This is a genomic window from Microbacter margulisiae, from assembly GCF_014192515.1.
GTDB classification, from domain to species: domain Bacteria; phylum Bacteroidota; class Bacteroidia; order Bacteroidales; family Paludibacteraceae; genus Microbacter; species Microbacter margulisiae.
In genome coordinates this window covers 1,988,559-2,004,872 of the sequence record NZ_JACHYB010000001.1, presented here as the reverse complement: position 1 = coordinate 2,004,872, position 16,314 = coordinate 1,988,559, and the positions used below count along the sequence as shown (strand labels likewise).

11 protein-coding genes and 1 CRISPR repeat array are annotated in these 16,314 nt (G+C 42.9%); of the genes, 10 read left to right on the top strand and 1 reads right to left on the bottom strand.

Annotated elements, in window-relative coordinates; all coding sequences use genetic code 11:
- The first annotated feature begins 32 nt into the window (after positions 1-32).
- From tamL to cas13b, 7 genes are all read left to right on the top strand, one after another.
- Positions 33-2,318: a translocation and assembly module lipoprotein TamL gene (tamL, locus tag FHX64_RS08165; protein WP_183413288.1), complete on the top strand. Its 2,286-nt coding sequence runs from the start codon at positions 33-35 to the stop codon at positions 2,316-2,318.
- 12 nt (positions 2,319-2,330) lie between these two features.
- Positions 2,331-5,225 (top strand): PD-(D/E)XK nuclease family protein, encoded by a 2,895-nt coding sequence (locus FHX64_RS08160; protein ID WP_183413287.1) that lies wholly within the window; start codon positions 2,331-2,333, stop codon positions 5,223-5,225.
- Between the two features lie 48 nt (positions 5,226-5,273).
- Complete coding sequence (locus FHX64_RS08155) at positions 5,274-6,119, top strand: NAD(P)-dependent oxidoreductase (RefSeq protein WP_183413286.1); 846 nt, start codon at positions 5,274-5,276, stop codon at positions 6,117-6,119.
- Positions 6,120-6,227: 108 nt separating this feature from the next.
- Entirely contained in the window at positions 6,228-6,659 is a 432-nt protein-coding gene (locus FHX64_RS08150; RefSeq protein ID WP_183413285.1) for a MarR family winged helix-turn-helix transcriptional regulator, read from the top strand.
- An 18-nt stretch (positions 6,660-6,677) separates the two neighbouring features.
- A complete protein-coding gene (locus tag FHX64_RS08145; protein ID WP_183413284.1) occupies positions 6,678-7,937 on the top strand; it encodes an MFS transporter in 1,260 nt (419 codons plus the stop codon).
- Between the two features lie 69 nt (positions 7,938-8,006).
- Complete coding sequence (locus tag FHX64_RS08140) at positions 8,007-8,567, top strand: cysteine hydrolase family protein (RefSeq protein ID WP_183413283.1); 561 nt, start codon at positions 8,007-8,009, stop codon at positions 8,565-8,567.
- Positions 8,568-8,858: 291 nt separating this feature from the next.
- Entirely contained in the window at positions 8,859-12,263 is a 3,405-nt protein-coding gene (cas13b, locus tag FHX64_RS08135) for a type VI-B CRISPR-associated RNA-guided ribonuclease Cas13b (RefSeq protein WP_183413282.1), read from the top strand.
- Positions 12,264-12,324: 61 nt separating this feature from the next.
- Positions 12,325-13,413: a CRISPR direct-repeat array (repeat unit 36 nt; unit sequence GTTGTAAATGCTCTTAGTTTGAAGAGTAAAAACAAC).
- A gap of 440 nt (positions 13,414-13,853) precedes the next feature.
- Here cas13b and FHX64_RS08130 read toward each other — a convergent pair.
- Positions 13,854-14,063 carry a hypothetical protein gene (locus tag FHX64_RS08130; protein ID WP_183413281.1) on the bottom strand — a complete coding sequence of 70 codons (210 nt, stop codon included), beginning with the start codon at positions 14,061-14,063 and terminating at the stop codon, positions 13,854-13,856.
- Positions 14,064-14,206: 143 nt separating this feature from the next.
- Between FHX64_RS08130 and FHX64_RS08125 the strand changes: the two genes are divergently transcribed.
- From FHX64_RS08125 to FHX64_RS08115, 3 genes are all read left to right on the top strand, one after another.
- A complete protein-coding gene (locus tag FHX64_RS08125) occupies positions 14,207-14,830 on the top strand; it encodes a hypothetical protein (protein ID WP_183413280.1) in 624 nt (207 codons plus the stop codon).
- Between the two features lie 75 nt (positions 14,831-14,905).
- Complete coding sequence (locus FHX64_RS08120; protein WP_183413279.1) at positions 14,906-15,550, top strand: class I SAM-dependent methyltransferase; 645 nt, start codon at positions 14,906-14,908, stop codon at positions 15,548-15,550.
- Positions 15,551-15,603: 53 nt separating this feature from the next.
- Positions 15,604-16,302, top strand: a complete 699-nt coding sequence (locus FHX64_RS08115) for a CPBP family intramembrane glutamic endopeptidase (protein WP_183413278.1) — start codon at positions 15,604-15,606, stop codon at positions 16,300-16,302.
- Positions 16,303-16,314 lie beyond the last annotated feature (12 nt).

Genomic DNA, 16,314 nt, shown 5'->3' with positions numbered 1-16,314 from the left:
TTGTAAATGGTTGAAAAAGAGAAAAGGCTAGAATGAAGAATGTTCAGAAGTTGATTTTTTGTGTTTTGTCGATGCTGATGATTGCCTGTAGTAGCACAAAATATGTGCCTGAAGGTGATTATTTGCTGAATCAGGAGCATATAAAGGTGCATTCGAAGCAGGTTACTGCTGAAACGTTGGCTCCTTTTTTGAGGCAAACACCTAATCAACGTATATTCAGTGTTTTTCGCCTGCAATTGGGAGTCTACGATCTTTCCGGAAAGGATACTACGAAATGGATAAACCGATGGCTGAGACGTGCTGGCGAAAAACCGGTGATTTATGATTCTCTCGCCATGGAGGTTTCGCGCCAGGAGATGAAGAAAGAGTTGCAAAATGAAGGATATCAGCATGCCATAGTCGACGTCATCACCAAAAAGAAAAAGAAAAAAATCAATGTTACCTACAAAATAACACTTGGAAGTCCCTACATAATCAGTGATTTTAATGTCTCTCCTAAGCTTGATTCCCTCATAGCAATTCATGTCCCGCCTAAAGGAGGTTTCGATTACTCCATACAAAAGGGAATGAATTTTAACGTCAATGATCTGGATCAGGAAAGGACAGATCTCTCTACGTATCTACGCAATAATGGCTTTTATAATATCACGCGTGAAGTATTTCATTATAGGGCAGATACGACATTGGGGAAAAACAAAGCGATTGTTGAGTTGGGTTTGCGGCGGGATTTGCTGGCCAATGATACATTGTTACAAAAAACCTTTTCCAGAAAGAAAATCGGAAGTATCACGTTTGAAACCATGCAACCGATGCCAGGGACAAATACTTCATCGGCTCAAAAGGATACAGTTGCTTATGAAGGCTATACAATGATTTATCATGGGACTCCATTTCTGCGGATAAAGCCGTTGGTTTTTAACACGTTTGTGACACCGGGAGGATATTATAGCGAGAAGGATGTCCGCTCCACGTTTGCTGCTCTCAATGCTTTACCTCCAGTGAAATATGTTAACCTCCAGTTTAAAGAACAATCTGACAGTATGTTAAGTTGCAATGTGCAGATAACTCCGGATAAGTTACAATCTTTTACCAACGACATAGAAGGCACTAATTCAGGCGGAAACTTTGGTGTCGCCGAAGACTTCTCTTACCAGCACCGTAATTTATTCAGGGGAGCAGAGCTTTTGAAATTTCATGCTAGGGCATCTTATGAATCGTTAGGAAGCTTATCAAACATATTTTCATACAATGCGACTGAATTAGCCGGTGATGTTTCGCTGAAATATCCGACTTTTCTATTCCCTTTTTTAAGTCATGATTTTAAGAGGAGTCTGCATGGTTCTACCACTTTTTCTTTAGGATACAATTATCAGGTGCGACCTGAATTTGTGCGAAATCTGGCGAATGCCGGTGTGAAATATATCTGGAGTTTATCCAGGAATACCACCTTCACGTTTGACCTGCTTGATCTGAGTTATATCTATTTACCCCGTATAGATTCTTCTTTCAGAGCAACTTATTTGAGTAATTCTTCTCCTTTGCGATTTAGTTATGAGAATCAAATGATTCTGAAAACGGGGTTTTCGATGCAACACATTGAGCAAGGCATGAATAATGCTCATCTTAGCTATGTTAATTGGAGGTGGGATGTCTCGGAAGCGGGAAATTTACTGGACGGAATGTTACATCTTTTCAAGGCAACACCTGATCCGGATGGAGTCTATCGTCTGTTTCATATCCGGTTTGCGCAGTATATAAAAGGAGATTATGATATATCTTACAACCAGTATCTGAGTCCGGACAACCGAATGGTTTATCATTTTAATGCAGGATTGGTCTGTCCTTTGGGGAATGCGGATGTAGTTCCTTTCGAAGAACGTTATTATGCCGGAGGAGCTGATGGTGTGAGAGGTTGGTCATCCTACACGCTGGGCCCTGGCGGGTACCCCTATTCGAGTGGCGTAATTGACTTTGTAAACCATACCGGTGATATAAAATTGCAGGGTAATATAGAATATCGTTTCAAGTTATTCTGGCAATTTGATGGTGCTCTGTTTTATGATGCGGGCAATATATGGACCATTCGGAATTACAGTACGCAACCCAACGGCGTCTTCAATTTTTCTACCTTCTATAAACAGATAGCCATGAGCTATGGATTAGGGGTTCGCTTTAATCTGAACTATTTTGTCCTGCGTATGGATCTGGGGCATCAGTTGTACAATCCTGCTTTCCGGGGAAATAGCGCATGGATACCTGCTCTAAAGGGATTTTCCAAAAGATCAGCGCTTTTCTTTGCTATCGGTTATCCGTTCTAATTTGGTTTTATCATGGTTTTTCTGGAGAAAATTGCATCGGTTTATTACCAATATCATGCTGCTGAGCTGGCAGATGTGATTTTCGTTTTCCCCAACCGGCGTGCAGGTGTCTTCTTTCAGCATTACCTGAAAAAAATGGTGGACAAACCCGTATTTGCTCCCGAAGCCATTACGGTCGACGAATTATTTTCTCGCCTTTCTTCTCTTCAGACAGCTGACAAAACAGGGCTTTTGTTCCGTTTGTATTCAATTTATTGTAAGATAAATGATAAAGCAGAATCATTCGATCATTTTGTCTACTGGGGAGAGATGCTGATCAACGATTTTGATGATGTGGATAAATATCTGGTTGATGCAAAGCAACTGTTTACCAATGTAACCGAGCTGAAGGAAATTGATACGCTTTTTGGATACCTCAATGAAAACCAGATAGAAGCCATTCGTCGATTCTGGTCAACATTTGAGCCCATGCAGGAAAGCTCAAAGCAAAAAGATTTCCGTGCTACCTGGGAAGTGCTTTATCCGCTTTATGAAACCTTGCGAAACGAATTGCTGCAACAAAACGAAGGTTACCAGGGAATGATCTTCCGAGACGTCGCTGAACGGATCAAAAATCATGAATCGCTTGATATTGAAGGTAAACAAATCGTTTTTGTTGGATTTAATGCTTTGACTCCGGCAGAACGGGCGTTGTTCCGTTTCTTCAAGTATCGTGGGATAGCTGATTTTTATTGGGATTATGATATCCCGGAATTAAAAGATAGGGTAAATAGGGGTAGTGATTTCATTCAGGAGAACTTATTGGAATTTCCGTCAAGGTACACATTGGAAAGTGATGAGCCGGAGGAACGAAAAATTTCTCTGGCAGGTATTCCTTCGGCTGTGGGGCAGGCCAAGTATGTTTCCAGGTTGCTTCGGGATAATTACTCCTGTCAGGACGGGGAACAACCAGACGATACCCTGATGCAGACGGTTGTTTTATTGCCTGACGAAAATTTGTTGCTGCCTGTCGTGAATTCTTTGCCGGAGTGTGTTTCAACCGTGAATGTCACCATGGGTTATCCTGTGGCGATATCTTCTGCGGCTGTCTTTATTGATCAGTTGCTTTTGTTGCAACGCAATGCCAGGGTTAATGGCGACAATACATTATTCTATTATCGTTCCGTGCAACAAATTCTGCATCATCCCTATCTGCTTTTTCTGATGAACGATACGGTGAATGAGTTGTCGCAACAAATTTTACGTTACAATAAGGTGTTCATTGATAAGCAGGATTTGGCGGAGAATGAATTGCTCGACGCCATGTTTACCTTTTGCCGGACGCCTAAAGAAACTATGGCTTATTTGGTTGCTGTCGTCAAACTGCTATTGCAGGCGATGCAGCCTGCGGAAGATGAACCTGTGGAGCGGCAAATGGAGCAGGAACTATTGTTTAGCCTGTATGGCATGCTGAATCGCGCGCAGGGATTGTTCGATCAGTTCGCTGTGGAGATGACCACCGAAACCTTCCGCCGGTTATTGAAACAATTGATGGACGGATTGATCCTCCCGTTTGAAGGCGAGCCTTTATCAGGCTTGCAGATTATGGGTTTACTGGAAACACGTGCACTCGATTTTGCCAATGTCATTGTTTTGTCGTTCAATGAGGGGGTTTTCCCTACAAAACAATCTGCCCTTTCGTTTATTCCTTATCATTTGCGGAGAGGTTTTGGCCTGCCCACCGGTGAGCATCAGGACGCCGTATTTGCATATCATTTCTATCGTCTGCTCCATCGGGCAAAGACAGTGCATTTGCTTTACGATACCCGTTCGGATGGCATGCAGTCGGGTGAGGTGAGCCGTTATTTGTACCAGTTGCGCTATCATTACCGTCTCCCGATCAGGGAAGCAGTCGCCTCGTTTTCCGTGACTCCACGTAAAAGCGCACGTATTGAAGTGGCTAAAGAAGGCATCATTGCCGAAAAACTGGCAAAATACATAATGCCCCACGAAGGAAAAGCTTTGTCTGCAAGCTCGCTGAATACTTATCTGGAGTGTCCGTTGCATTTTTATTTTACAACCATCGAAGGACTTAACGAAGAAAAAGAAGTGGAGGAAACCATCGAGGCCAACACCTTTGGATTGTTGTTTCATGAAACCATGCAGGAACTCTACAAACCCTTTGTCGGGCAAATGGTGACAGCTACCGCCATTGACGGAGTATTGAAAAACGTCAGCGCCATTGACGAATTGATCGCCTTGAAATACACCCGGCTTTACCTGCAAAAAGATACGGGTATTGTTCACCCCGAAGGGCAGCATCTTATTCTGGCTACGGTGATTCGTCATTATGTCATGCAATTGCTCCGGCACGACCGTGCTTATGCCCCTTTTGAATATGTCGCCTCTGAGAAAGCTTTCCATGTTTCCATGCCTTTATCCGACGGGAAGAGGAAGGTAAACCTGAAAGGTTTTATTGATCGTATTGATCGAAAGGAAGGCGTATTGCGTATCTTGGATTATAAATCGGGGAGCGATCAAACAACATTCTCTTCGATTGAAAAGCTGTTTCATACAGAATCAGTCTCAAAGCGGTCGAAAGCGGTATTTCAGGTCTTTTTTTATGCCATGGCCTATCTGCTGCAACAAAATGATGCAACGGTAGTGGAACCTGGAATTGTACTGTTAAGCTCGTTGTTTAAATCAGATTTTGTCACACACATTACACGTAAGGAAAATCGTCAACAGAAAATTGTGTCTGATTTTGCCACGATACAGGAAGAATTTGCTTCATCACTGACGCAGGTGCTGGATGAAATCTTTAATCCGGATATTCCTTTCCGTCAGACGGATGACCCCGCACGTTGTACGTATTGTCCGTTTACAGTTATTTGCAGAAAGGAAAATGAACCGATAGACAGCGAATAAGCAGTTGATGGAGAAGTTTTACTATACAAAAAATAAAATAATTTACATATGAAAATAGGATGGATTGGTTTGGGAAACATGGGAAACCCTATGTCCCAACGCCTGATAAAAGCAGGTTATGACGTAACGGTTTACAATCGCTCGAAAGACAAAACGGATTATTTCAGGCAACAGGATGTCTTAGTGGTTGATTCTCCGCGTGAGTTGATCAATGCAACGGATATGGTCTTTGTGATGGTGTCGGACGATGCCGCCATCCGGGCGCTTTTTACGGGGAAGGAAGGTCTGCTCGAAGGAGCTGCAAATGGTAAGATTATTATTAATATGAGTACCGTCTCTCCTTCCATTAGTCGTGAGATGTCGGCTTTGTGTTCTGCGCGTGGGTGCGATTATATGGATGCTCCGGTGTCGGGCAGCGTGAAACCTGCTGAAGATGGAACCCTGGTGATTATTGCCGGAGGTGATAAGGATGTGTTTGACAAGGTGAAACCGTTGTTTGACCACTTGGGTCGCCTTTCGGTGCATGTGGGCGGCTGTGGGGCAGGGAATACGGCGAAATTGGCGGTCAACACACTGCTTGGCATCATTACGCAGGGACTGGCTGAAGTAACTTTGTTTGCCGGTCAGAAAGGCATATGCGAGGAAGACCTGTTTATGATTATAGCCAACAGCGCTCTTGCCAGTCCGTTTATTAAAATGAAGAGCGACGCAATTTTGCAGGACAATTTTAAGGCGGCTTTTGCCTTGCGTCATATGTCAAAAGATCTCAGGCTTGCCAAAGCCGAAGGAATGGATGAACCACTGGGAAATGTAGCTTATCAATCTTTTCAGGATGCCGAAAGGGCTGGTCTTGCCGATGAGGACATCATCGCCATCATTAAGCATCTGGAATAAGAGATACAAACTAACCCGTAGCTTCCCATCTTCCGAATTTTCTTCTATTGGTTCCTAAAGAAATTATGCGTAATTTTGTAAGGTAAACTTACAAGTTATATTACGCATATGGATCCTTCATCATTATCTTCTTCGTTACGTGTAGTGATTTCGGCATTACACAAAGGTTTGCGCAAACAAATGTATTCTGTTGACGCCTATTCGATGACCGAAATAGATACAATCAGGCACCTGCTACGCAATGAAATGTTGCTCCCTTCGGAACTTGCTGCCCTGACCCGCGTGAAGACGCAATCCATGTCCCAGATCTTAAAGAAACTCGAAGATCAGGGTGTTATTGTCCGCACTCCTTCCCAAAGCGATAAACGCAAAGTGTATATTTCCATTACCCCGTTCGGACGCGAAATGGTGAATCAGACCAAGTATGACCGCGAAGAATGGTTGAAAGGTGTGATCACCCAATCTCTTACCGAAGAGGAGAGAGCATTGCTCGAAAAAGCATTACCCGTATTGCATAAATTGGTAGAATATAAAGGTTAGCGAACAGACTTCAACATTATGGCAGGAGCAAAACAGATCAGCACTTTCAGGGCATTCCGGAACCGAAACTATGCCTTGTTTTTCACGGGGCAGACGATTTCGCAGGTCGGTACCTGGATGCAGGGTACGGGCATCAGTTGGGTGATCTATACCATGACCCATTCAACTTTTATGCTGGGCTTGGCCGTCTTCGCGACGCTCTTTCCAAGATTCCTTTTTTCGCTGGCCGGTGGCATTGTGGCCGACCGTTACAATCGTTACACCATTCTCCTGATCACGCAGTCGGCATCGATGGTGCAGGCGGTGTTGCTCACGGTGGTGACGCTTGCCACAAATTATGCAGTGTGGGAATTGCTGACGCTGAGCGTATTGCTTGGTGTTATCAATGCTTTCGATTCTCCCGCCCGGCAACCGATGGTGCATCTGATGATCAACGACAAGGAAGATCTCCCCAACGCGCTGGCATTGAACTCCTCCATGGTAAATTTCGCGCGGATTGTAGGTCCTGCCCTGGCTGGGATCATTCTCGAAAAACTGGGAGTAGGCATCTGTTTCCTGGTGAATGCCCTGAGTTTTGTTGCCGTGATCACCTCGTTGTTGCTGATGAAATTACCGAAAGAGGAACTGCCGGTTGTCTCTAAAGGAATTTTGTCCGGGTTGACAAGCGGATTTGCCTATTTAAAGCGAACACCTTCGATCAGTATGATACTGTTGATGGTGAGCCTGATGAATTTCCTGGTGATGCCCTATGACACACTGCTTCCGGTGTTTGCTAAAGTGGTGTTCAGGGGTGATGCCACAACCTTCGGGTATATCCGTAGTTTTATCGGTGTAGGGGCTATTGCCGGTGCTTTCTTCCTGGCCTCTTTGAAGCCGAACGTGAACCTCCGTACTGTTTTGTTGATCAATACCGCCGTGTTTGGCATCGGACTTATGTCGTTTTCGCACCTTGGCTATTTCCCATTGGCAATGGTTTTTGCTGTTCTGGTGGGCTTCGGAGCGATGTCACAGACTACCATCTGCCTTACGATTACACAGATGGATGCCATCCCCGAGATGCGGGGGAGGGTGATGAGCTACCTCATTATGGCTATGGCGGGTATGATGCCGCTGGGGAGTTTGCTCATCGGCGGTTTGTCACAACACATAGGAGCACGTAATACACTTTTTATTCAGGGAATAATTGCCCTGGCGATTGCTGCTGTCTTTATCCGGATTCTGAAAAGGAACCAGGCCGGAATCTCCTCTGTTGATAATGCAGGGGAGACGACCCATTGATCTGCTTTTTATTTATAACTCACAACAATTCATATCAAACCAACCATTTATTCTTACAAAACATTCGTTATGGAAACCAACAACAACGACACCGCTCTTCTCGTGATGGATATGCAGGTCGCCATTCTCCGCAACCTGCCGGACGCTTTCTCTTTTACCTCCAAAGTGGCGCAGGCCATCGCACATGCCCGTGCAAAAAGTATTCCCGTGATTTATGTCATTGTCGGCTTCCGTCCAGGCATGCCCGAAGTCAGCGTGAACAACAAACGTTTTGAGGCTATGCGCGAACGGCTCTCCCATGTGGGCATGGACGAATGGATGGCTATTGAACCTGCCATTGCTCCGTTGGCGGAAGAGGTGGTGGTGACCAAACACCGCGTAAGCGCCTTCACAGGAAGTGATCTTGAAGTGATTTTGCGGGCACAGGGCATCCATCGCCTGATTCTGACCGGCATTGCCACCAGCGGCGTGGTGCTTTCCACGTTGCGCGAAGCTGCCGATAAGGACTACCAACTTACCGTGCTCTCTGACGGTTGTGCCGATGGCGACCCGGAAGTGCACCATGTGCTTACAACCAAGGTGTTTCCCCGCCAGGCCGAAGTGATAACGGTGGATGAATGGGAAGCGTAATCAAACTGCATAATAACCCAATATCTGCACTGTGATTTGTATGATGAATAGATTGTATTGAGTGTCCATTCATCGGTTGTTTTATTTTCGTGAAGAAACAATTCAAATTGTATTTCCACTCAGATAAATGCTTCCCTTTTTCATCAAGAGAAATCCTCGAACAGGACTCTTGTAAAAAGAATATGGCATTTTAATAAAAATAATTTGTACGTTTGTAGTGGACTCAATAATAAATTGAAGTCTTGAGCTATACGAACTATTTGTTGCAAGTAAATCTAACATATATGCATTATGGAAATACATGAAAACACAACTGACGAAAACAGACGCCGTACTTTAACAGACGATCCTCAGTATTTTGGAGCTTACCTGAATTTAGCCCGTCTGAATATTTTCAGTATCAATAATTATCTGGCTAAGGAATTTAAGAAACGAGAGTTACGGGAAGATGGTCAAATTAAAAATTGTTTTATTGCGCAAAAGGGATTGTCAGACATAAGCTATAATTGGTTATATGAAAGGCTCATTCGTTTTATGCCAGTGATTAAACAATTTGATGCGGAACGTTTGCCTGAAGATGAAAAGAAAAACACTTCTGCCGAGGGAAAAGACTTAGAAGGTATGTCCGATATGTTGAAGTCAGTTTGGGAAGACATACAGGAGTTTCGTAATGACTATACCCATTATTATTCAACCGAAAAAGGAGATCAGAGAAAGCTGACAGTATCAGACGCGACTGCTGCTTTTCTGAAGCTGAGTTTTGAACGGGCGATTCAATACACGAAGAAGCGTTTTGAGAATGTGCTGGATAGTGCAGATTTCGAACTGGTAGCATCAAAACAGATGATAGCAGACGGAAATACGATTACAACCGAAGGATTTGTATTTCTGATTGCTATGTTTCTTGACCGCGAGAATGCTTTTCAGTTTATTGGTAAGGTAAAAGGATTGAAAGGGACGCAATTCAAACCATTTATTGCTACCCGCGAAGTATTGATGACTTACTGTGTAAAGCTTCCTCATGATAAGTTGTTGAGTGATAACCCTGGGCAGGCATTGTTGCTCGACATGATTAACGATCTTACCCGTTGCCCGAAAGTATTATATAATGTATTGAGCGAAGAAGGGAAAAAAGAGTTTCGTCCTTTACTGACAGATCAAAAAATAGAAAAGGTGCTTGCCAATAGCATAAGCGATGAAGAGCGTGAGAATATCCTTGATTCAATCGATTATGAGCAATATATTGAGAACCTCACCGTTCGGGTTCGCCACAGCAACCGGTTCCCCTATTTCGCCATGCGGTTTATTGAAGAGAAAAATCTTTGGCCAGAAATATACTTTCAGATAGACCTTGGCAAATATCAGTTAGCTGAATATTCCAAGAAGGTATTAGGCGAAAATATCCCGCGAACCATAATTGAAAACGCTAAAGCGTTTGGACGCCTCAATTCTTTTAATGATGAAGACTCCGTTCAAAAGCAAATAGATTTGAATGGGTTAACACCCGGGTTTGAACAATTTGCACCTCATTACAATACGGATATCAATAAGATTGGATTGTCCTTCGCGCCAGCAATGCCAGCAATGCCAGCAGTAATACCATTACAAAACAAACCTGACAACAAGGTACAGGTCAATCTGGAACAACCGCAACCTGACGCGTTCCTTAGCCTGCATGAACTTTCAAAAATCATTTTACTGGAATACCTGCAACCCGGAGCATCCAGGAAATTAATTCATCAATTTTGCAGCCTTGCTTCCAAAAAACTGTTCAGTTATTCATTTATTGAAGAGGTTAAAGGCAAACTGCCCAACCAGTGGTCTGAATTTCAGAAACAATGCGATACGAAAAAGAGCCGGGCCTACTCAGGCAGAGCGAGCTTCTACCCACACGATCGAAAAGATGAACTAAACCGGATACTTGCTCCTTATGGGCTTAATGACAAACAGATCCCGGAGAAAATCATCAACTATTGGTTGAATATAAATGATGTGAATGATACAAAGACAGTTTCCGAGCGCATCAAACGGATGAATCGGGATGGACGGAAGCGCCTTAAGCAATTAACAAAGCATTATGACGATCCGGAAATAAAAATACCCAAGATTGGAGAGATGGCCACATTTATTGCCCGCGACATTGTGGACATGATCGTCTCTGGGGATAAGAAAAAGAAAATTACCTCTGTCTATTATGATAAGATGCAGGAGTGCCTGGCATTGTATGCTAATGCCGACAAAAAACAACAGTTTATAGCGTTGGTTCGTGAGCTGAACATGAATGCGCCCGGTGGGCATCCTTTCCTGAAGAAGCTCAATCTTGAACAAATCAACAGTACTTCTGAATTTTATAAATTGTATCTCAAAGAAAAGGTGGATAAACAAATCCCCGACGGTTATACAAAAGCAGGAAAACAAAAACACAAAAATGGCTCCTGGATGAGTAGTACTTTCGAGACGATAGAGTGGAATGAAAAGGTAAAGAAAAATATTACGGTTATTAAAATACCGGATAACAGGGAGAATATTCCCTATACAATTCGGCAATGGGAAGAGAAAGAACAATATGATCTGAAAGCATGGCTGAAGAACATAAATGAAGGACGGAATGAGAACGACCGCAAACGTCCGGTAGATTTGCCGACCAATCTTTTTGACGGAAAACTTTGCGAACTGTTGAAAAGCAAACTAACCGAAACAGGGGTACCCATACCGGTGAATGCAAAATACAATGAATTGCTGAAGATGTGGTGGACAATGCGGGACGACAGCATACAACCGTTCTATGGTGGCGAGCGTTGTTACGAAATCAAGGGAGAAAAGATACGTTTTATTTCCGGTTCTGCGTCGAGGTTTTCTGATTATTACCACTATCCGTTATCTCTGGCTTTCGAGCGATTATCCGCTGAAAGACGGAGCGCTATGCAAAAAGACAGACGACTGCAACCATTAACCATGGCCGAAGTTGAAAAAGTATTCAAACGTACCCTGCACGGAACTGAACAGGAGATCAGGGTAACGGCTGAAGATGATCGTATGTTGTTGTTGATGGCCGAAAAACTGAGCCCGGGAGATGAACAACTGAAACTTGCAACCATTGACAAAGAACTGACAAAACTCCGCCATATTACACACATCTTTTCTTATAACCTCAATTATGACACACAGGGAAATAAGGCAGGAGAAGCACAATCGTTAAAAGCAAATCTGACTGTCACGGCTACAATGCAGCTTAAAAATATCAATGACTTGCATCGCTTTGCATACGACCGCCGGTTGCCCGAACTTGTAGCCTATATACCCGATGCCACCATCGACGTTGAGGCTTTGCGCTATGAGCTTGCCGATTACAACCGGGCCCGGCAGGAGGTGTTCGATGCGGTGTTCCGTCTTGAAAAAGCGATTATTGAAAAAGATGCCGAGAGTATCAGAAACCTCTTTACGGATATGGAAGGAAATTACAAAACAGGTAATATCCAACATCGGCCCTATTTACAATGGCTGACCAACAAAGGGAAGATTACAGAAGAAGAGCGATGGTGCCTTAATATGGTACGTAAAAGTTTTTCACACAATCAATTTCCCCATAGAGAAGTAGCTGTAAAATGGAATCTGAACATTGAACCAAAAGGAATCGCAAGCCAATTGGCTGCTGTATTTAAACGCAAAACAGAGGCTATAGTTGACAGCTTCTGATCATACGCTATTTGAAAATACGACTTAACATATTCAATGATAAGAGTATAAACAACACTATGTTGTAAATGCTCTTAGTTTGAAGAGTAAAAACAACTAGGTAATGGAATCAAATCTGTCTCGAATTGTTGTAAATGCTCTTAGTTTGAAGAGTAAAAACAACATCTGTGATCTTGTATTTATCACCGACAACGTTGTAAATGCTCTTAGTTTGAAGAGTAAAAACAACAGTGCGTTGCCCTCTTTTATATTCATATCGTTGTAAATGCTCTTAGTTTGAAGAGTAAAAACAACAATGTTAAAGCCTAGTATTTTCATAGATAAGTTGTAAATGCTCTTAGTTTGAAGAGTAAAAACAACTTTTTGCATATTCCTCCCCGCATTGCCAGAGTTGTAAATGCTCTTAGTTTGAAGAGTAAAAACAACTGTCTTAAATGTAGTTCCATTAAGTATCATGTTGTAAATGCTCTTAGTTTGAAGAGTAAAAACAACAATACATTAATCGTTGTAAGATTGCTAATTGTTGTAAATGCTCTTAGTTTGAAGAGTAAAAACAACAGAAGGTCGCAGAGGTACTCAAAGAGCTCGGTTGTAAATGCTCTTGGTTTGAAGAGTAAAAACAACTCATGTAGTAGCATCCAGTGCCAAGCTAATGTTGTAAATGCTCTTAGTTTGAAGAGTAAAAACAACCCTTTTGGAATTGTTACCGTAACGCGGCCTGTTGTAAATGCTCTTAGTTTGAAGAGTAAAAACAACACTAAACGACCGATTCGCCATTCTTTCGACGTTGTAAATGCTCTTAGTTTGAAGGGTAAAAACAACCTTCTCTACCATGTATTTCACAGAAAGTTTGTTGTATATGCTCTTGGTTTGAAGAGTAAAAACAACAATTGTCCGTAAGATTTTATGAGATTTATGTTGTAAATGCTCTTAGTTTGAAGAGTAAAAACAACTAGAGCGAAGGACTTTTGCAATGTGTTTTGTTGTAAATGCTCTTAGTTTGAAGAGTAAAAACAACGTTGAATCAATTGTAACTAAGTAACTTCCAGTTGTAAATGCTCTTAGTTTGAAGAGTAAAAACAACAGAAGGTCGCAGAGGTACTCAAAGAGCTCGGTTGTAAATGCCCTTAGTTTGAAGGGTAAAAGCAACATTATCCGAAGTGAGTGTGTGGTAGAACCGCACCTTCGCTTTGGATTTTTAATCCAACCCTCAACCTGACACGATGTGCTGAATAAAAACGACAATGCATGAATCCATTGCAGAAAGTTGCCTGCATAAACTACTGTTGAAGCTGTTGAAGGAGAAAAAGATGCCACAAAAAGATAATTAGCGTCCGCTAAAGGAAATAGGATATCTTCGCAAAATAGCTTAGCCTCCGCTAAAGGAAATTGGATATCTTCACAAAATGATTTAGCGTCCGCTAAAGAAAATGGTAGACCTTTGCAAAATGTTTTAGCACCCGCTAAAGAGAACAGGAGGCCTTCGCAAAATTATTTAGTGCCCGCTTAAGGAAATAGGATATCTTCGCAAAATAATTTAGCCCCAGCTAAAGAGAATGGTAGGCCTTTGCAAAATAGTATAGCGCCCGCTTAAGGAAATTGGAGGCCTTCGCAAAATGTTTTAGCGTCTGCTAAATATAAATTAGCATCCGCTAACAGTGAAGGGATGCCAGCACAAAAAGTTTTAGCGTCCGCTAAAAGGAAATCATCTCCTATCGGATAATTTAATGAGGCAGGGAAACCCATTTGTACACTACCACCTGGTAAAGGATTATAATCCTTTACCAACTTAGTTGCCAAAAATTTGCAGAGAAACGCCTTATTCTGTAGTTTTGTAGTTTGTTTATGTCAAGTCTGATGAAGTGCTCATTCTTGCGATTCGCTCCGAAGAATAACCGGTCTTGTACATTTCAAAATGATTAACCCTGAAAAATGAATATGGCATGATAACCTACGCCGCAGTATTGCATCTCAGAAACAAAAACCCCCAGGCAGTTGCCGAGTTGGGTGGAAGAGTAGCTGCCCATCTGGAAGCACATAAAGATATTTTCCCTGCCCCCGATCCTGCCCCGGCATTGCTGGAGGCTGAAGCTGAGAAGTTGTCAGCCTCTATAGCAGCGAAAAATGGCAGCAGGTTAATAAATCTGAATGTAAAAAACCAGGCAGTTGTCGTACGAGCCCTGCTGAAGGCAGAAATCTTTTATGTCAACAAGGTTGCACAGGGAGACCGGAAGACCATCCTGCTTTCGGGTTTCGATTGCAACAATGATCCTGTTTTGCGGTCAATCCCTGGCAAAGCGGTGATTAGGAGGGTGAAAGATGGCAACACGGCATGCAGTGTAAAGATCTTTGTGGAGCCTCTGGCCGATGCCGACCATTACAAGGTGGAGATCACCACGACTCCTGACGATCCGGATAGCTGGAGAGCCGTTTTCGACTACGTATCGCTAAAAAAGCTGGAACTCAGGGATCTTCCCCGCGCAAAGGAAATCTGTATCCGCGTAAGCGGTGGCAACATCTATGGATGGGGAACTCCCAGTGAAATGGTAAGCTTTCTTCCAAGGTGAGGAAGGCAAAACTTTGGCACTGTGATGGCAATATCCAATAGTTTGCCTTAAAGAATATTAGCGGGTATAAAAGAAATGGACATTGAAAATCAAACCGATTACTGGAACAAAGTATCGAATGATAAGGAGTTTACAACCAGGCTTGATATGAGTCTGATTGATAAGTTTGTTGATAAAGAGGCGCTCATCGTTGATTATGGTTGTGGATACGGACGTACATTGAACGAGCTTTACCTGCATGGATACCGGAATCTGCTTGGATTTGACTATGCTTCCGCTATGATTCAGCGTGGACAACGGGAATATCCCTATCTGAATTTACAAACCTGCCAGGACAACAAGATAGCCTGCGAAGCGGACTCCGTCTCTTTGGTGATTCTTTTTGCCGTGCTGACCTGCATCATTGACAACGATAAGCAGGAAGAACTGATCAATGAAATCATACGGGTGCTGAAACCGGGCGGCATGATTTATATCAATGATTTTCTGATTAATTCCGATGATAGGAATCTTGAGCGATATAGAATGTATGCCGGTAAATATAACACATACGGCGTCTTTGAACTGCCGGAAGGTGCAGTGTTACGGCATCATGAAGAGTCATGGATCACGACGTTGACGGAACAATTTAAGAAGGAGCATTACCAACGGATAACGTTTCAGACCATGAATGGCCATACATCCAATGGATTTATTTTTATGGGCCGGAAAAAGGGATAGGAGATGTAATAAGAATAATCGAAGCATAGTAAATCATCATAATATCAAACCCAATGGGAAACAGTCAGCGACTCTGGTACGGATTTGCGATTACAGCGGTAATATTCGCAGTGGCAAACATCATTGGCGTACATACGCATCTTCACAGCCACTTCTTCATCAATGCGTTTGCGGTTGATACGGTTATGATTGTATTATCCATAGGGGTTATTCTGGCTCTGAAAAGAAATCTGCACTTTGCCTTGTCATGGCCAAAATTGAGGTATCTCCCCAAGCCTCTCCTGATAGGGATGGCTGTCTCTTTGGTATTTAATATTTTGATAGCCATTGTCACTAGGCATACGGGTGTCAGTAAGGAAACCGCTTCACTCCTGAACGGAATGACTCCTTTGCAGGTTTTCGTTTTTGTGTTTATCTATGCAAGCATTGCGGAGGAGCTCTTATTTCGTGGTTTCCTATTGAATCTGTTAAGTCCGTTGAAAGGTAAAGGAGTTGCCTGTCTTAAACGGAAGCTTAGTTTGCCGGTGATACTTAGTGCCCTGGTATTTGGACTGGCACACCTCATTTTAATTACCACCGGGGCAGGTGCGGCAATATTGATTATGTTGGTAATCTCGGCAACATGCCTGGGATTAGTAGCCGGTTATTATCAGGAGAAGCACAACAATCATTCCTATGCCATCATAGTGCACATGGCCGGAAACCTGATTCCGTTCTTGGGTATATTACTTATGTCTGCCAGCCACGCCTAACCTTATGCAAGG